Source organism: Luteibacter sp. GL_149, from assembly GCF_057834065.1.
Genome location: NZ_CM174395.1, coordinates 1,382,784 through 1,406,393 on the forward strand (window position 1 = coordinate 1,382,784; position 23,610 = coordinate 1,406,393).

At 63.4% G+C, this 23,610-nt stretch carries 16 protein-coding genes; 6 read left to right on the top strand and 10 right to left on the bottom strand.

Annotation, left to right across the window (positions count from 1 at the left end; translation table 11 throughout):
- Nucleotides 1-24: 24 nt before the first annotated feature.
- Nucleotides 25-357, top strand: a complete 333-nt coding sequence (locus tag AC3IR3_RS06210) for a lipid-A-disaccharide synthase N-terminal domain-containing protein (RefSeq protein WP_132141125.1) — start codon at nucleotides 25-27, stop codon at nucleotides 355-357.
- Here the strand turns inward: AC3IR3_RS06210 and metH are convergent.
- The 3 genes from metH to AC3IR3_RS06225 are packed head-to-tail and all read right to left on the bottom strand — an operon-like array spanning nucleotide 354 to nucleotide 5,070.
- Nucleotides 354-3,056 carry a methionine synthase gene (gene metH / locus AC3IR3_RS06215; RefSeq protein WP_489196891.1) on the bottom strand — a complete coding sequence of 901 codons (2,703 nt, stop codon included), beginning with the start codon at nucleotides 3,054-3,056 and terminating at the stop codon, nucleotides 354-356. The two genes, AC3IR3_RS06210 and metH, sit on opposite strands and share 4 nt — an antisense overlap.
- A complete protein-coding gene (locus tag AC3IR3_RS06220; RefSeq protein ID WP_132141127.1) occupies nucleotides 3,053-4,132 on the bottom strand; it encodes a homocysteine S-methyltransferase family protein in 1,080 nt (359 codons plus the stop codon). The genes metH and AC3IR3_RS06220 overlap by 4 nt, the downstream gene beginning before the upstream one ends.
- Nucleotides 4,129-5,070, bottom strand: a complete 942-nt coding sequence (locus AC3IR3_RS06225) for an ArsR/SmtB family transcription factor (protein ID WP_132141128.1) — start codon at nucleotides 5,068-5,070, stop codon at nucleotides 4,129-4,131. The genes AC3IR3_RS06220 and AC3IR3_RS06225 overlap by 4 nt, the downstream gene beginning before the upstream one ends.
- 170 nt (nucleotides 5,071-5,240) lie before the next feature.
- Between AC3IR3_RS06225 and AC3IR3_RS06230 the strand changes: the two genes are divergently transcribed.
- Nucleotides 5,241-6,401: an acyl-CoA dehydrogenase family protein gene (locus tag AC3IR3_RS06230; RefSeq protein WP_489196083.1), complete on the top strand. Its 1,161-nt coding sequence runs from the start codon at nucleotides 5,241-5,243 to the stop codon at nucleotides 6,399-6,401.
- 80 nt (nucleotides 6,402-6,481) lie between these two features.
- On the opposite strand, the gene AC3IR3_RS06235 is transcribed toward AC3IR3_RS06230, so the two are convergent.
- The 4 genes from AC3IR3_RS06235 to AC3IR3_RS06250 form a co-directional block, all read right to left on the bottom strand.
- Nucleotides 6,482-7,387: an alpha/beta fold hydrolase gene (locus AC3IR3_RS06235; RefSeq protein WP_489196084.1), complete on the bottom strand. Its 906-nt coding sequence runs from the start codon at nucleotides 7,385-7,387 to the stop codon at nucleotides 6,482-6,484.
- Between the two features lie 677 nt (nucleotides 7,388-8,064).
- Nucleotides 8,065-11,361: a multidrug efflux RND transporter permease subunit gene (locus tag AC3IR3_RS06240; RefSeq protein WP_489196085.1), complete on the bottom strand. Its 3,297-nt coding sequence runs from the start codon at nucleotides 11,359-11,361 to the stop codon at nucleotides 8,065-8,067.
- Nucleotides 11,362-11,373: 12 nt separating this feature from the next.
- The gene (locus AC3IR3_RS06245; protein WP_489196086.1) at nucleotides 11,374-12,648 is read right to left on the bottom strand and encodes an efflux RND transporter periplasmic adaptor subunit; all 1,275 of its coding nucleotides are present in this window, start codon (nucleotides 12,646-12,648) and stop codon (nucleotides 11,374-11,376) included.
- Nucleotides 12,645-13,301, bottom strand: a complete 657-nt coding sequence (locus AC3IR3_RS06250; protein WP_489196087.1) for a TetR/AcrR family transcriptional regulator — start codon at nucleotides 13,299-13,301, stop codon at nucleotides 12,645-12,647. The genes AC3IR3_RS06245 and AC3IR3_RS06250 overlap by 4 nt, the downstream gene beginning before the upstream one ends.
- A 274-nt stretch (nucleotides 13,302-13,575) precedes the next feature.
- Here AC3IR3_RS06250 and AC3IR3_RS06255 point away from each other — a divergent pair, with 274 nt between their 5' ends.
- The 3 genes from AC3IR3_RS06255 to AC3IR3_RS06265 all read left to right on the top strand — a co-directional run bounded on the left by AC3IR3_RS06255 (nucleotide 13,576) and on the right by AC3IR3_RS06265 (nucleotide 20,356).
- Nucleotides 13,576-18,498 (top strand): NAD-glutamate dehydrogenase, encoded by a 4,923-nt coding sequence (locus tag AC3IR3_RS06255; protein ID WP_489196088.1) that lies wholly within the window; start codon nucleotides 13,576-13,578, stop codon nucleotides 18,496-18,498.
- Between the two features lie 115 nt (nucleotides 18,499-18,613).
- Nucleotides 18,614-19,375 carry an NAD kinase gene (locus AC3IR3_RS06260; RefSeq protein WP_489196089.1) on the top strand — a complete coding sequence of 254 codons (762 nt, stop codon included), beginning with the start codon at nucleotides 18,614-18,616 and terminating at the stop codon, nucleotides 19,373-19,375.
- A 48-nt stretch (nucleotides 19,376-19,423) separates the two neighbouring features.
- A complete protein-coding gene (locus tag AC3IR3_RS06265; RefSeq protein WP_489196090.1) occupies nucleotides 19,424-20,356 on the top strand; it encodes a 5'-nucleotidase in 933 nt (310 codons plus the stop codon).
- Nucleotides 20,357-20,365: 9 nt separating this feature from the next.
- On the opposite strand, the gene AC3IR3_RS06270 is transcribed toward AC3IR3_RS06265, so the two are convergent.
- Nucleotides 20,366-20,938, bottom strand: a complete 573-nt coding sequence (locus tag AC3IR3_RS06270) for a hypothetical protein (RefSeq protein ID WP_489196091.1) — start codon at nucleotides 20,936-20,938, stop codon at nucleotides 20,366-20,368.
- Nucleotides 20,939-21,117: 179 nt separating this feature from the next.
- On the bottom strand, nucleotides 21,118-22,011 hold the full coding sequence (locus AC3IR3_RS06275) for a DMT family transporter (protein WP_489196092.1): 894 nt from the start codon (nucleotides 22,009-22,011) through the stop codon (nucleotides 21,118-21,120).
- A 280-nt stretch (nucleotides 22,012-22,291) separates the two neighbouring features.
- Here AC3IR3_RS06275 and AC3IR3_RS06280 point away from each other — a divergent pair, with 280 nt between their 5' ends.
- Nucleotides 22,292-22,822: a hypothetical protein gene (locus tag AC3IR3_RS06280; RefSeq protein ID WP_489196093.1), complete on the top strand. Its 531-nt coding sequence runs from the start codon at nucleotides 22,292-22,294 to the stop codon at nucleotides 22,820-22,822.
- A 123-nt stretch (nucleotides 22,823-22,945) separates the two neighbouring features.
- On the opposite strand, the gene AC3IR3_RS06285 is transcribed toward AC3IR3_RS06280, so the two are convergent.
- Entirely contained in the window at nucleotides 22,946-23,485 is a 540-nt protein-coding gene (locus AC3IR3_RS06285) for a hypothetical protein (RefSeq protein WP_489196094.1), read from the bottom strand.
- Nucleotides 23,486-23,610 lie beyond the last annotated feature (125 nt).

Genomic DNA, 23,610 nt, shown 5'->3' on the forward strand with positions numbered 1-23,610 from the left:
TTCGACCGCCCCGGACACGACATCATGCATGAAGCCCTCGCCGACCTCCACCTCCTGACCCTGACGCCATGGAAGATCATCGGCCTGCTGGGCACGCTGCTGTTCACGGCCCGCTGGTTCGTGCAGTTCTACGCCACCAAGAAGCAGAAGAAGGTCGTGGTACCGATGTCCTTCTGGTACCTGTCCGTCGTCGGCAGCGTGCTGACGCTGGCTTACTTCATCTGGGGCAAGAACGACTCCGTGGGCATCATCCAGACGGCCTTCCCGATGCTGGTGTCGTTCTACAACGTGTTCGCCCACCTGCGCTCCCGCAACCACGAGGAAACGGTGCGCCCGGGCGGTCCCGAAGAGACTTAATCGGGGTCGTAGTCGAGATAGGGGGCCAGCCAGCGCTCGGCTTCCGTCCGGTCCCAGCCCTTGCGCTTCGCATAGTCGTCGACCTGCTCGCGGGTCAGGCGACCCACGACGAAGTACTGGCTCTCGGGATGGGAGAAGTACCACCCGGAAACCGCCGCGGTGGGATACATCGCGAAGCCTTCGGTCAGTTCGATCGTCGTGTTCGCGGGAGCGTCCAGCAGTTCGAACAGCGTGCCTTTCTCGGTGTGCTCGGGGCAGGCGGGATAGCCGGGGGCGGGGCGGATGCCGCGGTATTTTTCGGCGATAAGGCTATCGTTATCCAGCGACTCTTCTGGCTCGTAGCCCCAGAATTCCTTGCGCACCCGTTCGTGCAGGCGTTCGGCGAACGCTTCGGCGAGGCGATCGGCCAGGGCCTTGAGCATGATGGACGAGTAGTCGTCGTGTTCCGCTTCGAAACGCGCGACATGCTCGTCGATGCCGATACCGGCGGTGACCGCGAAGCCACCCACCCAGTCCTGCACGCCGCTGTCCTTCGGCGCCACGAAATCGGCGAGGCAGAAGTCGGGACGCTCCACCGGCTTGTCGACCTGCTGTCGGAGATGGCGCAACGTGGCGATGGGCTTGCGCTTGCCCGTGCCCGGCTCGGCATAGACTTCGATATCGTCGCCATGATGCGCGGCCGGCCAGAAGCCGATGACGCCCTTCGCGGTCAGCCACTTTTCGGCAATCAGCTTGTCGAGCATCCGCTGGGCGTCGTTGTATAGCTCGGTCGCCTGTGCGCCGACGACCTCGTCGGTGAGGATGGCCGGAAATTTGCCCGCCAGTTCCCATGCGTTGAAGAACGGCAGCCAGTCGATGTACCGGCGTAGTTCCGCCAGATCGTAGTCGGCGAAGACGGTGATCCCCGGTGCTTTCGGCGTGGGCGGCTCATAGGCGGCCCAGTCGCATGTCCAACGCTGGGCGCGAGCCTTGGAAAGCGGCACCAGGCTCTTGCCCGGTCCACGATTGCGGTGACGCTCGCGTACCTCGGCGTAGTCGGCGCGGACCTTGGCAATGAAGTCTTCCACCAGATCCTTGCTGACCAGCGACTGCGCGACGCCCACGGCGCGCGAGGCGTCTTTCACCCAGACCGTCGGCGCCTTGTAATGCGGTTCGATGCGCAGCGCCGTATGCGCGCGCGAGGTCGTAGCGCCACCGATCATGAGCGGCACGTGGAAGTCCTGGCGCTGCATTTCCCGCGCGACCTGGCTCATTTCTTCCAGCGACGGCGTAATCAGGCCGGAGAGGCCGATGATGTCCGCATTCTCGGCACGCGCGATATCGAGAATCTTCTGCGTGGGCACCATCACACCGAGATCGATCACTTCGAAGTTATTGCATCGAAGCACCACGCCGACGATGTTCTTGCCGATGTCGTGCACGTCGCCCTTCACGGTGGCAAGCACGATCTTGCCGTTGTTCTTGCCGGCATCGCCCGTGCGCAGCTTCTCTTCTTCGATGAAGGGTATGAGATGGGCCACCGCCTTCTTCATGACGCGTGCGGATTTGACCACCTGCGGCAGGAACATCTTGCCGGCGCCGAACAGGTCGCCGACGTGGTTCATGCCTGTCATCAGCGGACCTTCGATCACGTCGAGCGGGCGCGACGAAAGCTGGCGCGCTTCTTCGGTGTCTTCCACCACGTACTGATCGATGCCGTGCACCAGTGCGTGACTGAGCCGCTCGCGGACCGGCTTTTCTCGCCATGCCTGGGTTTCGACAACGACCGCTTCCTTGCCGCCGCGATATTTGTCGGCGATTTCGAGAAGTCGCTCGGTGCCATCGGGACGGCGATTGAGGATGACGTCCTCGACGCGTTCGCGAAGTTCTTCGGGCAGGTCGTCGTAGATGGCCAGCGCGCCGGCGTTGACGATACCCATATCCATACCGGCGCCGATGGCGTGATACAGGAAAACCGAATGGATCGCTTCGCGAACGGGGTTATTGCCGCGGAACGAAAAGGACACGTTGGAAACGCCGCCGGAAATATGCGACGCGGGAAAACGCTTCTTCAGTTCGCGCGTGGCTTCGATGAAGTCGACGGCGTAGTTATTGTGTTCCTCGATGCCCGTCGCCACGGCGAAGATGTTCGGGTCGAAGATGATGTCTTCGGGCGGAAAATCGAGTTCGCCGGTCAGTAGCTCGTAGGCACGCGAGCAGATTTCCACCTTGCGCTCGCAGGTGTCGGCCTGGCCGGCCTCGTCGAAGGCCATCACGACCACGGCCGCGCCGTACTGGCGAACCTTGCGGGCGTATTCGAGGAACAGCGCTTCGCCTTCCTTCATCGAAATGGAATTGACGATGCCCTTGCCCTGCATGCAGCGCAGGCCGGCCTCGATCACGCTCCATTTCGACGAGTCGACCATGATCGGCACGCGCGCGATGTCCGGCTCGGAGGAGATCAGGTTCACATAGCGCGTCATCGCGGCTTCGGAATCGATCAGGCCTTCGTCCATGTTGACATCGATGATCTGCGCGCCGCTTTCGACCTGCTGGCGTGCGACGTCGACCGCTTCTTCGTAGCGGCCTTCCTTGATGAGCTTGCGGAACTGCGCCGAGCCGGTGACATTCGTACGTTCGCCGACGTTGATGAAGTTCAGGCCCGGCGTAAGGATCAGGGGTTCCAGACCGGAAAGGCGCGTATAGCGGATCGTGTTCATGCGGCTGATGCGGTGTCCTTCGACCATGCGCGCGGTGCATATGGCTGCACGGCGTTGGCGATGGCTTCGATATGGGCGGGGGTGGTTCCGCAACAACCGCCGACGATATTCAGCAGGCCGTCGCGCGCGAAACCGGCGATGACGTCGGCCATCTGTTCGGGCGTCTCGTCGTATTCGCCGAAGGCGTTCGGCAGGCCGGCATTCGGGTGGGTGCTGACGAAACTGTCGGCGACGTTTGCCAGTGTCTGCACGTGAGGGCGCAGGTCCGCGGCGCCGAGGGCGCAATTCAGGCCCACGGACAGCGGGCGGATATGCGAAACCGAGTAATAGAATGCCTCGGCCGTTTGTCCCGAAAGCGTGCGGCCCGAGCGATCGGTAATCGTGCCGGAGATCATCACCGGCACGCGCCCGCCCAGCACGAAGAACAGCTGGTCGAGCGCGAAGAGCGCGGCTTTGGCGTTCAGCGTGTCGAAGATCGTTTCCACCATGATCGTGTCGGCGCCGCCTTCGATCAGCGCACGCGCGGCCTCGGTGTAATTGGCGGCGAGTTCTTCGAAGCTGACGTTGCGGAAGCCCGGATCGTTCACGTCGGGCGAGATGGATGCCGTGCGGCTGGTCGGGCCGAGTACGCCGATCACGAAACGCGGGCGGTCCGGTGTCAGCGCCGTCATGGCGTCGCAGGCTTCGCGCGCGATACGTGCGCCTTCGCGATTCAGTTCGGGCACCAGGTGTTCCAGGTGGTAATCCGCCTGACTGACGCGCGTGGCGTTGAATGTATTCGTTTCGATGAAGTCGGCGCCCGCGCGCAGATAGGCTTCGTGCACGCCGCGAATAATCTCCGGCTGCGACAGCAGCAGCAGGTCGTTATTGCCTTTCAGATCGCACTCGCCCGGATGGTCGTGCTCGTGATGGCTGTCGTGACCGGCGGAGAAACGATCGCCGCGGTAGCCGGACTCGTCCAGCTGGTGGCCCTGCAGCATCGTGCCCATGCCGCCGTCCAGAATCATGATGCGCTCGCGCAGGCCCTTTTCGAGCAGGGCGACACGGTCGGGGTGGAGCCAGGGCAGGGTACTCATGCGTTCGACCTCGCAGGGCGGCGGGCAAGCAGGCTGATGACTTCGAAATGCGGTGCGCGACGCTCGCGGCTGAGGCGTTCGCAACTGATGACCTCCAGGCCGGCATCGACCGCCATCGCCCGGAGGCCCGTACAGCTGAAGCCGAGATTGCGATGGTCGAAGGGTTCGACGACCGCGCGGTGGTCGTGTTCGCCAAGGGTCGCGGCAAGGACGCGGCCACCGGGTTTCAGCACGTGCGCGACTTGCTCGAAGACCTTCGCCGGCTGTTCGGAGTAAGTGAGGGCGTGCAGCAGCAGGACAAGGTCGAAGCGGTCGGCGCCCAGGTCCAGCGCATGCATATCGCCCTGGCGGACCTCGACGTTCTTGTACGACGAAAGGCGGGTGCGCGCGGCTTCCACTACGCGGTCGCTGCTGTCGATGCAGACGATCGAGCGTGCGTGCGGCGCCAGCAGTTCGGCGGTCACGCCGTCGCCGGAAGCGATGTCCAGCACGTCGCCGGTCTCCAGCAACTGGAGCAGCGAGCGGGCGACGGTCTCCCAGGTACGTCCTGGGGAATAGTGACGTTCCATATCGCCGGCGACCGTATCGGCCCAGCCTTCGGCGCGCGCGCGCTGGGCCAGCACAGAGGGCAGGCGTTCGGCGTCCTCGCGGATCAGGGCGTCGTTGATCGTGTCGCGCAGGGAGGTGACCAGGGTATGCAGGGTCGGGTCGGCCTCGCCATTGAAACGGTAATAGGCGGACACGCCGGCCCGGCGATCGCGGACCAGCTCGGCTTCCTTGAGTTTTGCCAGGTGCGTGGACACCCGCGGTTGGGCCAGGTGCAGTACCGCGGCCAGTTCGGCCACCGTCAGTTCCTCGCGCTCAAGCAGCGCCAGCAGGCGCACGCGGGTCGGGTCGGCCAGCAGGCGCAGCACCGTGGACGCTGTCGACAAGTCCATGCCGCATCCTTTTATCGCGATAAAGAGATGCATAAGGCTAGGCCCCGTCGACCGGCCCGTCAAGCGCTCGTGTTGCAGCGCACAGGGGATCGGGCTCGAACGCCCGTTAGAATAGCGGGCTTTCCAGTCCCATTACTTAGCCGCCCGCGTGTACGGCACGGAGTTGTTCCATGGATTTCCGCTTTACCGACGACCAGTTGTCGATTCAGTCCATCGCGCGCGATTTCGCGCAGAAGCGCATCGTGCCGGTCGCCGCCGAATTCGATGCCAGGGGCGAATTCCCGCTGGATAACATTCGCGAGATGGGCCAGCTCGGCCTGATGGGCATCGAAGTGCCCGAAGAATACGGCGGCGCGGGCATGGACCCGGTGGCCTACGTACTCGCCATGGTCGAGATCGCTGCGGCCGACGCCGCGACATCCACCATCATGTCGGTGAACAATTCGCTGTTCTGCAACGGCATCCTGAAGAACGGCAACGAAGAACAGAAGCAGACCTACGTTCGCGCGATCGCCTCGGGCGAAGCCATCGGCGCCTATGCGCTGACCGAACCGCAGTCGGGCTCCGACGCCTCGAACATGCACACCCGCGCGGTCAAGAACGAGAACGGCGACTGGGTCATCAACGGCAAGAAGAGCTGGATCACCTCCGGCCCCGTCGCCGGTTACATCGTGCTGTTCGCCGTCACCACGCCGGGCATCGGCGCGCGTGGCGTCTCGGCCTTCATCATCGACACCAAGCTGCCGGGCTTCCACGCAGGCAAGACCGAGCCGAAGCTCGGCATCCGCGCGTCCGCCACGTGCGAAATCGAATTCAACGAATACATCTGCCCGAAAGCAAACCTGCTGGGCGAAGAGGGTAAGGGCTTCTCCATCGCCATGGGCGTGTTGGACGCCGGCCGCATCGGTATCGCTTCGCAGGCCGTCGGCATCGCACGTGCGGCGTACGAGGCGACGCTGACGTGGTCGCGCGATCGCAAAGCCTTCGGTCATCCCATCGGCACGTTCCAGATGACCCAGTCCAAGATCGCCGACATGAAGTGCAAGCTCGATTCGGCCCTGCTGCTGACCCTGCGCGCCGCGTGGACGAAGGCCCAGACGGATAAGAACGGCGGTCGCTTCGGCACCGAGGCATCGATGGCCAAGCTCGTCGCTTCCGAAGCGGCCATGTGGATCACCCATCAGGCCGTGCAGATCCACGGCGGCATGGGCTATTCCAAGGAAATGCCGCTGGAGCGTTACTTCCGCGACGCGAAGATCACGGAAATCTACGAAGGCACCAGCGAGATCCAGCGTCTGGTCATCGCCCGCGCGGAGACGGGTCTGCGCTAAGCAGGTCCGTTCCGCGAAAAAAGCCCGGCGAAAGCCGGGTTTTTTTTTGGATTCCCTCCCCCGGTCTTATGTTCTTGCCACTAAGCATGAGTCCGTGTTGCGCGAAGGGCATTGTCAACGATGGCTCGCGCGATGGCTTCGTATAACGCGGGCGGCAGATCGTGGCCCATTCCTTCGAAAACCAGCAATTCCGCATCGCTGATATTGGCCGCGGTGTCCTTGCCTCCTTCCACTGGCATCAATGGATCGCTCGCTCCGTGCACGACAAGAGTGGGGATGGCGATGGCGTTAAGCCGTGGTCGACGGTCGCCAGCCGCGGCGATGGCGGCGATCTGGCGGCCGAATCCGGCGGGGTTGTACGCTCGTTTGACTTCAGCCAGGGACTGAGCGCGCTGGGCGGCTTCGTCGAACGGATAGCCAGGACCAGCGATCACTCGGGAGAACGTGACGCTGTGTGCGAGGAAGCCTTCTTCGTCTTCCGAAGGATCCGGTGCGCGCCGGGTCAGCACCGCCATCGTTTCAGGAGTAGCTGACGGCATGTCGGGGTTACCGGTGTTGGACATGATGGAAGTCAGCGACAGCGCGCGACGAGGATGCTCACTGGCAATCAATTGGGCGATCATTCCACCCATTGATCTACCAACGATGTGCGCCCGTTCGATCTCAAGCGCGTCGAGAAGTCCGATCGCATCATCGGCCATGTCACAGAGGGTATAGGGCACATCCGGTTGCTCGCCGCGCGCCAGAGCAAGGGCCACTGTCATGAAGTCGGGCACCGGGGAGTCGTTGAAGTGAGTCGAAAGACCGGCATCGCGATTGTCGAAACGAATCACCCGATAACCATGCGCTACCAGGAGCTCGCAGAACGGGACCGTCCATCGAATCATCTGCACGCCCAGGCCCGAGACCAGCAGAATGGGCTCGGCATCGCTGGCGCCGAAGCTTTCATATTCGATAGCGATACCGTTGGCTTCGACCTTGGGCATGGTGCGTTTTCCTTTTGGAACGGCGTTCAATCGCGGTGGGAACGCAGAACGAGAGGTGTACTTTATATCCGGGTAAAAGTGGTTGTGTCAATATTACCCGTATAATATTTTGGGCGAGCAAGCCCCCAGCCGTCAGGTTTCCAGGCAGTCCTGAGGGTTAGGCGGCGGGCTTCGCGCTGGCTTCGTCCGCGCCGATAAAAAAAGATTCTTCACCATTAGCGGGGACGACCTGACTGTCTTGTCGAGCTTTGGTCGAGGACAGCCGCTTCACGCTCGGGGTTCGGGGAGGCCGCGACCGGGTTGGCCCTTGGGGCCTTCGGCGCCGTCCCTGCGGGAGCGGGCCGTAGCGCCGCTTTCGCTCCAACTACTCATCGCGGCCCTCGGCTAAGGCGGCCCCAAGGGCCAACCCGGCCACGGCACCGTCGACTGCGGTTTGCTGCGGGCAGAGCGCGAGCCGAGCAGGTGATGAGACCGGACCGGCAGGCGGTCATCACCGGCCATGCGTCACGCGCTGCCTTCCTCCACGTAACAGCAACGTTCGCAAGAGCCGTCGGCCATCGCCCTCGACGCGACTTGCGGAACCGAGCGCGGCGGGGCGCAGCCATAGAACACCAGCCGCGCAGCGGCTATCCCTCCCCGAGAATCAAAAAAAGCCCGGCTTTCGCCGGGCTCTTTCATTACGTCCGATTCTGTCCCCGTCTTGGGTCGGAATCGAAGGCGGTCATGTCGCCTACGTTGGTGGCGTGCGGCTGGTTCGGGCCGGGGCCGTTACCGTTCGGACCGCTGCCTTGCGGGCCATGGCCGGTGGGGCCGCCGTCGTGGTCGTCGCCGCCGTGATGCGGCATCTTCTTCGACACCTCATCCAGCTTGTCGCCAAGCAGGCGACGTACGCTGACGTAGAACACCGGAATCAACAGCAGGCCAAGGAACGTGGCGAACAGCATGCCGCCGATGACGCCGGTACCGATGGCGTGACGCGAATTCGCGCCGGCGCCGGTCGAGATGGCGAGCGGGAACACGCCGAGGATGAAGGCCAGCGATGTCATCAGGATGGGACGAAGACGCAGGCGAGCCGCCTCGATCACACCTTCGCGCAGCGTCTTGCCTGCTGCCTGCTGCTCCACCGCGAACTCCACGATCAGAATCGCGTTCTTCGCCGCCAGACCGATAACGGTGATCATGCCGATCTTGAAGTAGATATCGTTCGGCAGGCCACGCAGCATCGAGAATACGACCGTACCCAGGATGCCCAGCGGCACGACCAGCAGCACGGACACCGGAATCGACCAGCTCTCGTAAAGCGCCGCCAGACAGAGGAAGACGATCACGATCGACAAGGCCATCAGCATCGTCGACGAATTGCCCGACAGGATTTCCTGGTAGGACTGACCCGTCCAGTCATAACCGAAACCCTTCGGCAGACCGTTGTTGACGATGCCTTCCACGACCGCCATCGCCTGACCGGTGGAATAACCCGGTGCTTCGTTACCGACGATTTCCACGGCCGAGTAACCGTTGTAGCGGTTCAGCGTCGGCGCGGCCATCGTCCACTGCGAATTGACCACGGTCGATAGCGGAATCATGTTGCTGTTGGTCGACGACGTCGTGGTGGACGACGCGATCGTGCTTGGCGTGAAGATGTGCTTGAACGCATCGTTGCCCATGCGGTATGGCGCATCCGCCTGCAGCATGACGCGCTTCACGCGGCCTTCGTACGAGAAGTCGTTGATGTATACCGGCGCCAGCGTCAGCTGGATGGCGGTATAGATATCGCTGACCGAAAGGCCCATCGTCTGCGCCTGCGTGCGATCCACATGCAACTGCAGCAACGGCGCGTCTTCCAGCGTGTTGGGACGAACGCCCATCAGCGCCTTGTTCTGTGCCGCCTGACCGAGAAGCATGTTGCGCGCCTGGGTCAGCTCGTCACGCGTCTGGCCGGCACGGGCCTGCAGATACATGTCGATACCGCCGAACTGGCTCAGGCCGCGGATGGTCGGCAGGTTGACCACGAAGATCGTGGCATCCCTGACCGCCTGCATCTTGCCGTTCGCCTGCTGGATGAACTGGGTAGCCGTCAGGTCGCGCTCGCCCCAGTCCTTCAGGCGGATGAACGCCATACCCACGTTTTCGCCCTGGCCCACGAAGCTGAAGCCGGAGATCTGGAACACACCGTCGACCGCCGGATCCTTTTTCAGGATACCCAGGATGTCACCCATGGCCTTTTCGGTACGGGTGATGCTGGAACCCGGCGGCAATTGCACGATCGCCAGCGCGTAGCCCTGGTCTTCGTCTGGCACGAAGCTCGTCGGCAGGCGGGTGAACAGGAAGCCGCAAAGCACGGCCACCAGCACGAACACGATCATCCAGCGCGGAGCGTGACGCACGGCGCCGCCGATGTGGCCGGCATACATGTGCGTGACGCGGTCGAACACCTTGTTGAAGCCGCGATAGATGAAGTTCTTCTTCTCGCTGTGTTCGGCGCGAAGAATGGTCGCGCAGAGTGCGGGTGTGAACGACAGGGCGAGGAAGGCCGAGAAGCCCATCGACACGGCGATGGTCAGCGCGAACTGCTTGTAGATGATGCCCGAGGCGCCCGGTTGCAGCGCGGACGGAATGAACACCGCCGCCAGCACCACGGTGATCGCCACGACGGCGCCGGTGATCTGGCCCATCGCCTTGCGCGTCGCTTCCTTCGGAGACAGACCCTCCTCGGACATGATGCGTTCGACGTTCTCGATCACGACGATCGCGTCATCGACCACGATACCGATGGCCAGCACCATGCCGAACAGGGTGAGCTGGTTGACGGTGAAGCCGAGCGGCGAAAGACCGAGGAACGTACCGAGCAGCGCGACCGGGATAACCAGGGTCGGGATGATCGTGGCGCGGAAGTTCTGCAGGAACAGCAGCATCACCAGGAAGACGAGGATGATCGCTTCGACGAGGGTGTGCACCACTTCTTCGATGGAGATCGTCACGAACTTCGTGGTGTCGTACGGGGCGAACCAGGTCACACCGTCCGGAAAGCTCCTGGACAGTTCGTCCATCTTCGCGCGCACGGCGTTCGCAACGTCCAGCGCGTTAGCGCCGGGCAGCAGCTGCACACCGAACGAGCCGGTCGAAATGCCGTTCCACGTCGCGTTGAAACCGTAGTTCTGCGGCCCGAGTTCGACGCGTGCGACGTCCTTCAGATGAACGATCGTACCGTCGTTGTTCGCGCGCAGGATGATGTCGCCGAACTGCTCGGGGTTGGTGAAGCGGCCCTCTGCGGACACGGTGGCACTGAAGCCCTGACCGTCGACGGCCGGATCGGTACCGAGCGAGCCGGCGGCGAACTGGACGTTCTGCGTGCTGAGCGCGGTGCGCAGGTCGGTGGCCGAGAGGCCGTAACCCTGCAGCTTGTCCGGGTTGAGCCAGACGCGCATCGCGTATTCGGCACCGAGCTGACGCGTGCTGCCCACGCCCGGGATACGGGCGATCTGGTCCAGCACCTGCGAGGACACGATGTCGGTGAGGCGGTTGCCGTCGATCGCAGGGTTGTTCGAGGTCAGCGCGACGAACATCAGGAAGTCGGGGTTGGCTTTCGCCACCACGACGCCCTGCTGGGTCACTTCACTCGGCAGTCGCGGTGTCGCCAGCGATACCTTGTTCTGCACCTGCACCTGGGCGATGTCCGGATCGGTACCCGTTTCGAACGTCAGGGTAACCGTTGCCGTACCGCTGGAGCTGGAAGCGGAGCTGAAGTACAGCAGGTGATCGATACCGGTCAGCTGCTGCTCGATGACCTGGGTGACGGTCTTTTCGGTCGTGTCCGCGCTCGCACCGGGATAGGTCGCCGAAACGGTGACCTGCGGAGGCGCGATATTCGGATACGACTCGATACCCATGTTCAGCAGTGCGATGGTTCCACACAGGCTGATCAGGATCGCCACCACCCAGGCAAAGATGGGGCGGTCGATAAAGAAACTCGGCATGGTGGTGCTCCCTTACTGCTTGCCGGCAGCGGCAGCCGAGGACGAAGCCTTGGCCGGTTCGTTGCCGTTATGCGGTTCGCCACCGGCGGCCGGCGCATTCTGCGCAGGCGCTGCCGACACGGGCGAAGGCTTCACCGGAGCGTTTTCCCTGGCCTTGGGCAGCCCCTGCACGATGACCTGATCGCCGGCCTTGAGACCACCGGTAATCAGCCAGTTCGTGCCGCTGATCCGGTCGGCATCGACGTCGCGGCGTACCGCGGCGGTCGGGATCGTCGCTTCCTGGCCCGTCTTCGGGTCTTTCATCTTGCCCTGGCCCACGACCATGACATACGCATGCTTCGGATCGCGCAGCACGGCGGCCTGCGGTACGAGGAACACGTTATGCAGTTCGCCCAGCGTGGCCTTGACGGTCACGAACTGACCGGGCAACAGGCGGAGCTGTTCGTTGGGCAGCTTGGCGCGCAGGTTCACCGTGCCGGTCGTCGGATTGACGGTGGCGGACGAGAAGTCGAGCAGGCCCTGATCGCTGTAATCCGAGCCATCCGGCAGCGTGATGCGCACGGCGGACTGGTCCGTGGCGGACAGCGTGGCGCTGCCCGAGGCCGCGGCGCGGCGCATCTGGTCGAGATCGGTGACCGACATGCTGAAGTTGACGTACAGCTTGTCGATCTCGTCGACCGTGGTCAGCAGGGTCGTATCGCTCTGACCCACCAGGGCACCTTCCGTGACCTGCTGCTGGCCGGCGCGGCCGGCGATGGGCGCGGTGACGTCGGTGAAGCCGAGGTTGATGCGTGCGGCCTGCACATTCGCTTCGGCCTGCTTCACGGCGGCGGCGGACGTGCGCTCGGTGGCTTCGGCGGTGTCGAGGTCGGCACGCGACACGTAGTTCTTGCCGATCAGGCCGCGGGCGCGGTCAGCGGCCACCTTGCTGTTGGCTGCCGTTGCGCGGGCCGAGGCCAGCTGTGCCACCTGGGCGTCGAGCGTGGCCTTCAGCGGCGCGGGATCGATCTTGAAGAGGGTCTGGCCGGCTTTGACGTCGGTGCCTTCGTCGTAGACACGCTTGAGCAGGATGCCGGGAACGCGGGCGCGTACGTCGGCGCTGCGAAGCGCGGACAGGCGGCCGACCTGGTCCTGGACCAGCGGTACCGTCTGCGGCTGGACAGTCAATACGCCCACTTCCGGCGGCGGTGGTTGCTGTTGTTGTTGATCTTTGCCCTTGCCGCAGCCGGATACGGCAGCAACGAGGCCAAGGCACAGCAGGGATGTGCGCAGGGGAAGGGGCTTCATGAGAACTCCGTTCTTTTTCCAGGTTTCGTGTTCTTTCGCGGCCGCTCATCGGGTTCGATGTCGTACGCGTGCATAAATACAGTTACCGCATGCCGGGCCCAGTCATTCTGTGCCTTCAGGCCTCTGCCACGCATGCCGAAGAGACGACGGTCTCCTTCCAGCCCGTGCAGCATCGACATGAACAACTCCGCGGCCACGTCGGGATCGTCCTGCCGCATCTGATCGCGTTCCATCGCTTCTTTCATTCGCAGAGCGAGCCGCTCTGTCAGGCTATCGACGGCTGTACGGAAAAAAGTCTTTGCAGCAGCCGGGAAACGCGGCGCTTCCGAAATCAGCATCCTGGCCAGCGCAACGGTCGTGCGGTCCATGACATGCTGCTGATGAGCCACCGCAAGGGCTTCGAGCGTGGCTGCCAGGGTACGGCGCTCGGGCTCGAGACTCGCATGCAGGGGCAAAACCAGCTGTTCGATGGCAGCGTAGAACAAACTGTCCTTATTTTCGTAGTGCGCGTAGACCGTTTGCTTCGATACCCCTGCTTCGTGAGCCACCGCGCCCATGCTGACCCGGTAGCCGTCGCGCAGGAACAGCGAACAGGCCGCCTGGAGTACCCGCTGCTGATGATCGGACGCGGGTCTTGGATCCGGGCGTGACATGAGGATACCAGCTGGACTATACCGTCCAGTTTAGAATCTCCGGATAAGGAACGTCAACGTCTTTCGAAACCATGCGCGCGCGAATTGTTGCGATGCGGCGGCATGCTTTATGCATCGGGAGGCGATCCGTTCGCAGTTACGCATATAAGCATCGCGCGAAATGCCGCGATGCGGTGTACGGCACATTACCGAAACGCATTCCACGGGTGGATACGCGCATGAGGGGGAGCTATGCTTTTGCGGATTTCTTACCTTCCCCACATCGATATCCGCCATGAATGCTATTCGTGCTGCCGAAGACGGCCAGTTCACCGCTGTCGTGTTCGAAGAAATGAAGAAAAGCAACTTTCCCGCGGAGCGTCTCAATGAGGCGCGCTTTTTTATCGGCGCATTCTTCGAGCGCATGGCGCCCGGCGATTACGCCCTGCATGCCCCCGACCGCTGGGCTGCCCTGATTGCCGATCTGCTCGATTTCGCGCGCGAGCGCACGCCGGGCAAGGCAAAGGTTCGCGTCTTCAATCCGGGGGTGTCCGGGACGCGCGCCGTCATTGAAATCGTCACCGACGACATGCCCTTCCTCGTCGACACCGTTTCGATGGTCGCCGCCGCGCATGCCGAAATCCACGCCATCATCCATCCGGTCATGAACGTGCGGCGTTCGGTCGCGGGCGTCCTCGAGGCACTCGGCGAGGGCGACGGTTCCGAGTCGATGATGCGTTTCGAGATCGACCGCATCGACGATACGGAACTCGAGGTTCTGAAGGCGAATGTCGAACTCGCGCTGGTCGACGTGCGCGAAACGGTCGCCGACTGGCCGCAGATGCGCGACAAAATGCTCGCGATCGCCGATTCGCTGGGAAAGCGCGCCATGCCGCTGTCCACCGACGAAGTGCGCGAAGCCTCCGAGTTCCTGCGCTGGACGACGCAGGACCACTTCACCTTCATGGGTTATCGCGAGTACGAAGTCGCGCCGGTAGACGGCGACGAAGTACTGCGCGCCGTGGACCATTCCGGCCTGGGCATCCTGCGCGGCGGCGAACGCTCCGTGGCACCGCGTTCCCTGCGCAGCCTGGTCGCCAGCGAACTGCCGCAGTCCGGTTCCACCGACGCGATCATCCTCACCAAGACCAACGCGCGTTCGCCCATTCACCGGGCGGGCTACATGGATTACATCGGCGTGCTGAAGTTCGACGCCAGTGGCCGTCCGGTCGCGGAAGAACGCTTCCTCGGCCTGTTCTCGTCGAACGCGTACATGGCCCGTCCGCAGCACGTTCCGCTGGTGCGCGAAAAGTGCGATGCCGTCATGGACCGTTCGGGCCTGAAGCGCGATTCGTACTCGGGCAAGTCGCTGCGCCACATTCTGGATACGTTGCCGCGCGAAGAACTGTTCCAGTGCAATGCCGACGAACTGTATGCGCTGTCCTCGGGCATCCTCGAACTGCAGCAGCGCACCCGTACCCGCCTGTTCATCCGTCGCGACAGCTACGGCCGCTTCTTCTCGTGCCTGGTATTCGTGCCGCGCGACCGCTTCAATACGACGGTGCGCGAGCGCATCGAGAACCTGCTGCGCGATGCCTTCCACGGCGAACACGTGGATTCGTCGGTACTGATGGGCGAATCGGCGCTGGTGCGCCTGCACGTCGTCGTTCGTCCGCGTATCGGCGACCGTCCCGCCTATGACGCCGCGTCGCTCGAATCGTCTATCGCGTCCATCGCGCGCAACTGGTACGACGACCTGCGCGAAGGCCTGATCGCCGCCAAGGGCGAGCAGCAGGGCATCATCCTCGCCAACCGTTACGGCAAGGCATTGCCGGCGGGTTACGTCGACGAAGTGTCGCCGAAGATCGCCGCCGCCGATGTCGCCGCGCTGGCGGGCCTCGCCGGTCCCGACGCCATCAGCATGTCGTTCTATCACCCGCCTCACCGGCCGGAAGAACTTCGCTTCAAGGTTTACCGCAGCGGTTCGGACATTGCGCTTTCCGAAGTGCTGCCGCAGTTGGAAAACCTCGGCCTGCGCGTGCTTACCGAGCACATGTACGAGGTGAAGCTGGCGGACGGCGCACTCTTCATCCAGGACTTCGAAGTGCAGCCCGTCGGCCGTCTGGCGTTCGACGTCGAGCAGGTCGGCAACATCTTCGAAGACGCGTTCGAACAGATCTGGCGCGGCAACGCCGAGAACGACGGCTTCAATCGTCTTGTGCTCGGCGCCAAGCTGGGCTGGCGTCAGGTCGCCGTGCTGCGCAGCTACTGCAAGTACCTGCTGCAGACCGGCGTCGCGTTCTCCCAGGCCTACATGGAAGACGCGCTCAACCGTTACCCGGCCATCGCCGGCCTGCTGGTCGAGCTGTTCAACGCCCGGTTCGATCCACGTCGCGAAAATCTCGACGCCGCCGAACGTCAGCGCGCCGAGCAACTGCTGGCGAGCGAGATGCGTGCGCTGATGGACCCCGAGGTTCTTTCGGCTCAGCCGACGCTGGTCGGCAATCTGATCGCGTCGCTGGCGCTGCCGCGTGCGGAACAGACGAAGGCCATCGAGGAAGCGATCAACGCGTTGCTGGAAAATGTCACCAGCCTCGACGAAGACCGCATTCTGCGCAGCTTTATCTCGCTGGTGCATGCCACGCTGCGTACTAGCTTCTTCCAGGAATGGGACGGTGCGGCGCGTCCGTACATCAGCTTCAAGTTCGATTCGCACAGCGTGCCGGACCTGGCCAAGCCCGTGCCGTTCCGCGAAATCTTCGTCTACGCCCCACGTGTGGAAGGTATCCACCTGCGCTTCGGTTCGGTCGCGCGCGGCGGTCTGCGCTGGTCCGATCGCCGCGAAGACTTCCGCACGGAAGTGCTGGGTCTGGTGAAGGCGCAGATGGTGAAGAACACCGTCATCGTGCCAGTCGGTTCGAAGGGTGGCTTCTTCGTGAAACGTCCGCCCGCCGGTGCCGATCGCGATGCGCAGCTGGCCGAGGGCATTGCGTGCTACCGCATGTTCATCAACGGTCTGCTCGATATCACCGACAACCTCGTCGAAGGCAAGATCGTCGCGCCGCATTCGGTGGTCCGCCACGATAACGACGATCCGTATCTGGTCGTCGCCGCCGACAAGGGCACCGCGACGTTCTCCGATATCGCCAACGCGATCTCGGCCGAGCACGGTTTCTGGCTCGACGATGCGTTCGCTTCGGGCGGCTCGAACGGTTACGACCACAAGGGCATGGGTATCACGGCCAAGGGTGCGTGGGAGTCGGTACGCCGGCACTTCCGTGCGCTGGGGCGCGACTGCCAGACGGAAGATTTCACCGTGACGGGCGTGGGCGACATGTCCGGCGACGTCTTCGGCAACGGCATGCTGTTGTCCGAACACATCCGCTTGCTGGCCGCGTTCGACCATCGTCACATCTTCCTCGATCCGAACCCGGACGCCGCACGCTCCTTCAAGGAGCGCGAGCGCTTGTTCGCGCTGCCGCGTTCGTCGTGGGACGACTACGACAAATCACTGATCTCGGCCGGTGGCGGTGTGTATCCGCGTACCGCGAAGTCGGTGCCCGTTTCTCCCGAAGTGCGCGCTGCGCTGGGCATCCGTGCCGAAGTGACGCATATGGCACCGTCCGACCTGCTCGGCGCCATTCTTAAAGCGCCGGTCGACCTGCTGTGGAACGGCGGCATCGGTACCTACGTGAAGGCTACGTCCGAGACGCATGCGGAAGTCGGCGATCGCGCCAACAACGCGCTGCGCGTCAACGGCAACGAACTGCGCTGCAAAGTGGTGGGCGAGGGCGGCAACCTGGGCATGACCCAGAAGGGCCGCATCGAAGCCGCGACCGCCGGCGTGCTGCTCAATACCGACTTCATCGACAACTCGGCCGGCGTGGACACCTCCGATCACGAGGTGAACATCAAGATCCTGTTGAACGATGCCGTGCAGCGCGGCGAACTGACGTTCGAGGCGCGCAACCGCCAGCTGGCGGAGATGACCGACGAAGTCGGCCGTCTGGTGCTGTGGGACAACTATCGCCAGAACCAGGCCATCACGGTCATGGAGCACCAGTCGGTGCGTCGCCTGGGTTCGATGGCCCACTTCATCCGCATCCTTGAAAGCGAGGGTTTGCTGGATCGCCAGGTCGAATCGCTGCCCAGCGAAACCGAACTTGCCGAGCGCAAGGCGCGTGGCCTTGGCCTGACGCGTCCGGAACTGTCGGTGCTGCTGTCCTACGACAAGATCCGCCTGTTCCAGCAGTTGCTGGAATCGGACGTGCCGGAAGATCCGTACCTGTCGCGCGAGCTGGTTCGCTACTTCCCGGTACCGCTCCACGAGAAGTATGCCGAGCACATGCAGCGTCACCGTCTGAAGCGCGAAATCATTGCCACGGCCGTGACCAACTCGACAGTCAATCGCATGGGCGCCACCTTCATGATGCGCATGCAGGAGGATACGGGGCAGGGACCGGCCGCGATCGCCAAGGCGTATACGGCGGCCCGCGAGATTCTCGGCGCCCGCGAACTCTGGGCGGAAATCGAAGAGCTGGACGGCAAGGCGGCGGAGAATACGCAGATCGACGCAATCCTCCAGATATGGTCGTTGCTGCGTCATCTCACCCGCTGGTTGCTCAACCGTCCGGGCGGCACGCTCGATATCGCCGCCAACGTCGAGCGCTACAGTGCGGAAGTCACCGCGCTGCGCAAGGCGCTTCCGGATGCATTGACCAACACGGGTCGCGGCGATTTCTCGTCCAGCCAGGAAAAGTGGGAAGGCCTCGGCTGCCCCGAAACGCTGGCGGTCCGCCTTGCACGCGTGCCGGTACTGCGCGCGGCGCTGGACATGGTCGAAGTGTCCAAGCAAAGCGGCTACGCCATCGAGAAGGTTGCGGCCGTGTTCTACGAACTGGGCGAAGCCCTCGACCTCGAGTGGCTGCGCGACCAGATCGAAGCGTTGCCGGTCGAAGGCGCATGGCATGCGCAGGCACGCGGTTCGCTGCTGGACGAACTCAACGCCCAGCAGCGTGCGCTGGCCTTGCAGGTGCTGAGCGTGGCGGGCGACCGCACCGATATCAGCCCCGTGCAGGCATGGCTGGAACGCGACGACCCGACGCTGAAGTACACGCGCGCCATGCTTGCGGAGATCCTCACGCAGAACGCGGACTACCCGATCGCTTCGGTCGCGGTTCGCCGACTGGCCCAGCTGGCGCAGATTCCGCTCGGCTGATCGGTATGACGTGCCTCCGTCCGACGGCGGGCGGAGGCACGGTGTTCCTTCACGCTATGAAACGCACCCACTAAGGCTCTAAGCTCGGCCCTGGTTCCTCCTTCGGCGTCCATCCATGCGTCTAGCTTTCGTCGCCAGCGAAACCGATGTCGCCCAGCAGGCTCGCGACGCGCTCGTGAAGCACTACGGGAACGTCGATCCGTCCGAGGCGGAAATCATCGTCTCGCTGGGTGGCGACGGTTTCATGCTACGTACGCTGCATACCTATCGATCGCTCGGCTTGCCGTTCTATGGCATGAAGCTCGGACGCCTGGGCTTCCTGATGAACCAGCACGCGGTCGATGGCCTCGTCGAACGCATCGAGCGGGCGCATCCGGCGGTGCTGCATCCGCTGGAAATGCACGTCACCTGCCACGACGGCAGCGAGCAGCGCGCGCTGGCCTTCAATGAAGTCGCGCTGCTTCGACAGAGCAACCAGGCAGCTCATCTGCGGGTACGCCTGAACGACGCCGTGAAACTGGAGGAACTGGTTTGCGATGGCATCCTCGTGTCCACGCCCGCCGGTTCGACCGCGTACAACCTTTCGGCACACGGGCCCATCCTGCCGCTGGACGCCAATGTGCTGGCGCTGACACCGATCAGCCCCTTTCGTCCGCGACGCTGGCGCGGTGCCATCCTGCCGCATGCGACCCGTGTGGGTTTTGAGACGAAAGACCCGGACAAGCGCCCGATCAGCGCCACGGCGGACTTTCATGAAGTGCGCGACGTCAGGTCGGTGGAAATCCGCCAGGCGAGGCGCCATGCCGTTCGTCTGCTGTTCGATCCGGAACATAACCTGCAGCAGCGTATTCTGGACGAGCAGTTCGCGCTCTCCTGACGGGCTTGCATTACGATGGTGCCATCGAATGCAAGGTTGGATGCCAGCATGAACTCCCCCGTTGAAACCAATGCGCACGACGATCGGTCGGCGGGCGACAACCGTCTGGTCGTCGCCATTTCCTCGCGCGCCCTGTTCGATATGGGCGACAGCCACGATCTGTTCGAGCGCGACGGGCTAGACGCCTACCGGCAGTTCCAGATCGAACACGAGAACGATCTGCTGCAACCGGGCGTGGCGTTTCCGCTGGTGCAGAAGTTGCTGGGGCTCAATTCGCTATCGGCGGATCTTCCGCCGGTCGAAGTGATCCTGCTGTCGCGCAATTCGGGCGATACGGGACTGCGGATTTTCAACGCCATCCAGCACTATGGACTCAATATTTCGCGCGCCGCGTTCACCAGCGGTGCGCCCACGTCCGATTACATCGCACCGTTCCGCGCCGATCTGTTCCTGTCCGCCAATGCGGAAGATGTGGGCCGCGCACTGCGCGCAGGCGTCGCCGCGGCGACTATCCTGCCGTCGACGGCGCCGCAACGTTCCAGCGAACAGCTGCGCATCGCGTTCGACGGTGACGCCGTGATCTTCGGCGACGAAGGCGAGCGAGTGTCTAAAGAGCAGGGTCTCGATGCGTTTCATCGCAGCGAAAGCGAGCTATGGGCCGAACCGTTGTCGGGTGGCCCGTTCCGCGGTTTCCTGGCAGCGTTGCATCGTCTTCAGGCGGCATTCCCCGCGGAAACCTCGCCCATCCGCACGGCACTGGTCACGGCGCGTTCGGCGCCGGCGCACAAACGCGTCATCCTGACGCTGCGCCGCTGGGGCGTGCGTATCGACGAGGCGCTGTTCCTGGGGGGGCGCGACAAGGGGCCTTTTCTCGATGCCTTCGGCGCCGACATTTTCTTCGACGATTCTCCGGCCAACGTGGAATCGGCCCGTCGCCACGTGGCAACGGGCCATGTTCCGCACGGGGTCAGCAATCCCTGAGTCGCGCGCTTAACGTTCTTCGACAGGCGGTTCGTCGTCGATAAACGTTTCGATATATAGCCGCATGACCGGTGTAGGGCTCAGGAACGGCTGGTTGCTTCCGGAGAGGTTCGGATCGAAGGCCAGCGAAGCCGAGCTGGTGCGGCCTTGTGCTCGATACATATAGCCACCGACGACCGTCCATACCTGCTCGGCTTTGTCGGTGACGCAGGCTTCGAATCGAACATTATGATAGGTATCGTTGGACGTCAGGCATCGCCCGAAGGTATCGACAATGGGACCGGTTTCGCGGTCGCCGGGAATGGTGACGAAAATGGTGTTGCGCAGATTGCCCGCCGCCGGGAAGCGACCGCCATCGAACGGCCAGTTGTATTCTTCCGTACCGGTTTTGTCCGGGTTGCGCATAGGGTCGATCCAGCGCGTGGCGCTTTTTTCGAACGCGTAGTAGATGCTCTTGCCTGCTCGTTGATCGACCAGAAGCAACGGACCGTACATGCGGTTGGCTGCCGTGGCAGTGGAAGCCGCCATGCAAAGGCCGGCGAGAGTGGCTAGCGCGTACGCGCCGCGACGGGTGTGGTTCATCGTTGACTCCTGTCGTGTCCGGCCGGAATGGCTGGTGAGACATGTTGAGTCGGGAGCCTGCGTCGCGAAGCCGGGCATGTGCTGCCGTTGGGGCATGATCGTCGCCCCTCGCTTCGTCGGGATCGCGCTCCTGCAAGGGACAGTTCTTTGTAGGCGTGCTTGAAGCGATGTTCTCTGGGTCAGGCCGACCCGGCGCCGCCGACCACCTTCGTCCGCCGCCACCAGTTGGTCTTTTTCTCTTCGCGCACGAAGGTGAAAAGACCCGCGCCAAGAATCAGCGCGATGCCTATCAACATCGGCCAGTCCAGCGTGTCGTTGAAAAGGAAATACCCGAACACGATCGCCCATAGCATCTGGCTGTATTGCGTGGGCGCGATGCGATTCGCCGGTGCATTCTGCGTGGCGAGCATCAGCAACACAGCGCCCGCGGCGGCCAGCAGGCCGTAACCCAGCAGCAGGAACCACTGGTGAGCGTCCGGCCAGACGAACGCGGGAAGCATCAGGACGGCGCCAGCGATCATCGGGCCGATGACACCGGCACCGTATAGGGTGATGCGCTTCTCGTGCGGTCCGGCCATGCGCAGGGCGATGATGGAAAGCGCTCCGGCGATGCCGCAGACGATCGCCGCCGCGTGCCCCGGACCCAGCTGGCGGAAGCCGGGCCGGAGCACGACCAGCACACCGAGGAAGCCGACGATCACGGCCGACCAGCGACGCCACCCCACGTGTTCCTTGAGAAAGACGACCGAGAGGATCGTGACGAAGATCGGCAGCAGGAAGATCAGTGCGAACGCTTCGGCCATAGGCAGCGCCGTGAACGCCATCACGGCGGATACGTTGCCGATGGCTCCGGCGAGTGCACGCAGCAGCCAGAGGCCGGGTCGTTTCGATACGACGACTTCGCGCCAGCGATCGCCGGACTTCTTGAGGAACGGCAGGGCGGCCAGGGCCAGCACGGCACCGAAGAAGACCGCCTCGTACGCAGGCAGCGAGCCTTCCAGGAGCTTCACGAAGGCGTCGCTGCACGCGTAGGCCGCATAGCAGGCGAAGCCCAGCAGGACACCTCTGACCACGTGCGAATCCTTGACTTCTACGGCGTTGGCAGTATGGCAGGGTCGTGGGTTTTCGGCGATTCGCCGTCGTCGGACGCTGGCCGTTCATGGGGTCGATGCATGAGATGCCGCGGGCTGGTGTCGCGGGCGAGACCTTGCCACGGCACGCAGGAATCGTTGCCTTGCTCCTCCCGTCGCCGATAGGGCCTTCCGCGGAGGCGGACGATTATCGTCCCTCCCTCCACTCGCCGATGCGCTGTTATGCCATGTGTGTCGGAACTAACTGAGGTTACGAAGCCCCATGAAACTTTCTGGAAAGAAGTTGTTTGTCGCTATGGTTCTTACATCCGCGTGTGCTGTATCGACGGTCGGCGCAGCTTCGCGGGTAAAGCCTTTCATCCTGGAGAGCCGCGCGCATCCCGGCGTCTACTTCGGCGTGCAACCCGACAATCGCCCGGAGCGCACGACCTCTCCGGTCCTCGTTCAGGGGCAGGTCGATTCGCGCAATGCGGTGCGTGTGAGCCTCCCGGACGCCAATCAGTCCGGTCCCGTCGTCTCGTTCGTCAGCCTGGCGGAGGACGAGCATGCCACCGCGGAAGCCGTTCGATGTTTGACACGTACGGGCGACAGGAAGGTGTCGTGGGCCGATTGTTCGGAGGATGGTGTGAATCAGACCTGGCACTTCATAAGCAACATTCTGTTCCTGGCAGATGACGAAGGGCCGGCGTTATCGCTGAATATCGCGGCAACGGAATCGCCGACGCTAACTCTTAAACAGGGAGATCCAGCATTGCGCGTGGTTACCTCGTCGATTCACGTTGCAGCGGAATAACCAGCGGGCGCCGCAAAGGCCGACGCACCGGGTTCGTCCGGAGCGTCGGCCTTTGCGGTAAGGGGCCGGTTCATTCCCGGCGACGTGTTCGACATATGACGTCGGGCGTCGCTGGCGACACCGTCATTCGTCGACAGGTGCCAGCAGTTCGACCGCCACACGCGTGATCGGCGAGTGGAAGACCGATGCGCCGGGCTCGCCCGATGCTTCGGGCGCATAGCCGAGCGTGGCGGGCAGGCCCGCGGAGCTCAGCAGGTAGCCACCCGAAAGCATCGACCAACTCTGACCCGCACGATTGTCGCAACCCGTCCAGATCACCCGCATGCCGTTGCGTTCGAGGCAGTATCCCGTGCCGTCCGACACGGAGCCCGACTTGCCCTCCGCCGGGGCTTCCACATACTGTACGCCCGGCTGCGCAAGCAGTCGTTCGGCGTCTTGCCTTTGCCAGGCGAAGGCGCCTGGCCCTGTCTTGCCGGGGTCCGCGACGGGCAGGACGGCCGAACCTCCGTCGGTACGAAAGGCGTAAATGGTGTCGATCCTGTCGCTACGCTCGTCGACGAGAACGAGTGGCCCGGTCAGGCGATCGGCGAATGCGGGGGATGCCGCGGCACAAAACACGGCGAACATGGTGGCGACGCCACTGGTATGGCGGAGGTATTTCATTTGCATTCCTTGCATGGGGGGTCCGGCGCTGCCGGGTCGCCTATGCTCGTGGAATCGTTCGGGTGCGGCTGTCGCCTGATTCCCGAAGAATGCGTACGGTCCGGGAGTGGCGGTGCGTAGCCGGA

What these genes read in the sequence shown, in the direction of transcription:
- AC3IR3_RS06225 (WP_132141128.1), bottom strand. Translation starts at nt 5,070, where the DNA reads ATGGACTTGTCGACAGCGTCCACGGTGCTGCGCCTGCTGGCCGACCCG.
- AC3IR3_RS06280 (WP_489196093.1), top strand. Translation starts at nt 22,292, where the DNA reads ATGAAACTTTCTGGAAAGAAGTTGTTTGTCGCTATGGTTCTTACATCC.
- AC3IR3_RS06270 (WP_489196091.1), bottom strand. Translation starts at nt 20,938, where the DNA reads ATGAACCACACCCGTCGCGGCGCGTACGCGCTAGCCACTCTCGCCGGC.
- AC3IR3_RS06250 (WP_489196087.1), bottom strand. Translation starts at nt 13,301, where the DNA reads ATGTCACGCCCGGATCCAAGACCCGCGTCCGATCATCAGCAGCGGGTA.
- AC3IR3_RS06210 (WP_132141125.1), top strand. Translation starts at nt 25, where the DNA reads ATGCATGAAGCCCTCGCCGACCTCCACCTCCTGACCCTGACGCCATGG.
- AC3IR3_RS06255 (WP_489196088.1), top strand. Translation starts at nt 13,576, where the DNA reads ATGAATGCTATTCGTGCTGCCGAAGACGGCCAGTTCACCGCTGTCGTG.
- AC3IR3_RS06265 (WP_489196090.1), top strand. Translation starts at nt 19,424, where the DNA reads ATGAACTCCCCCGTTGAAACCAATGCGCACGACGATCGGTCGGCGGGC.
- metH (WP_489196891.1), bottom strand. Translation starts at nt 3,056, where the DNA reads ATGAACACGATCCGCTATACGCGCCTTTCCGGTCTGGAACCCCTGATC.
- AC3IR3_RS06240 (WP_489196085.1), bottom strand. Translation starts at nt 11,361, where the DNA reads ATGCCGAGTTTCTTTATCGACCGCCCCATCTTTGCCTGGGTGGTGGCG.
- AC3IR3_RS06235 (WP_489196084.1), bottom strand. Translation starts at nt 7,387, where the DNA reads ATGCCCAAGGTCGAAGCCAACGGTATCGCTATCGAATATGAAAGCTTC.
- AC3IR3_RS06220 (WP_132141127.1), bottom strand. Translation starts at nt 4,132, where the DNA reads ATGAGTACCCTGCCCTGGCTCCACCCCGACCGTGTCGCCCTGCTCGAA.
- AC3IR3_RS06245 (WP_489196086.1), bottom strand. Translation starts at nt 12,648, where the DNA reads ATGAAGCCCCTTCCCCTGCGCACATCCCTGCTGTGCCTTGGCCTCGTT.
- AC3IR3_RS06260 (WP_489196089.1), top strand. Translation starts at nt 18,614, where the DNA reads ATGCGTCTAGCTTTCGTCGCCAGCGAAACCGATGTCGCCCAGCAGGCT.
- AC3IR3_RS06230 (WP_489196083.1), top strand. Translation starts at nt 5,241, where the DNA reads ATGGATTTCCGCTTTACCGACGACCAGTTGTCGATTCAGTCCATCGCG.
- AC3IR3_RS06285 (WP_489196094.1), bottom strand. Translation starts at nt 23,485, where the DNA reads ATGAAATACCTCCGCCATACCAGTGGCGTCGCCACCATGTTCGCCGTG.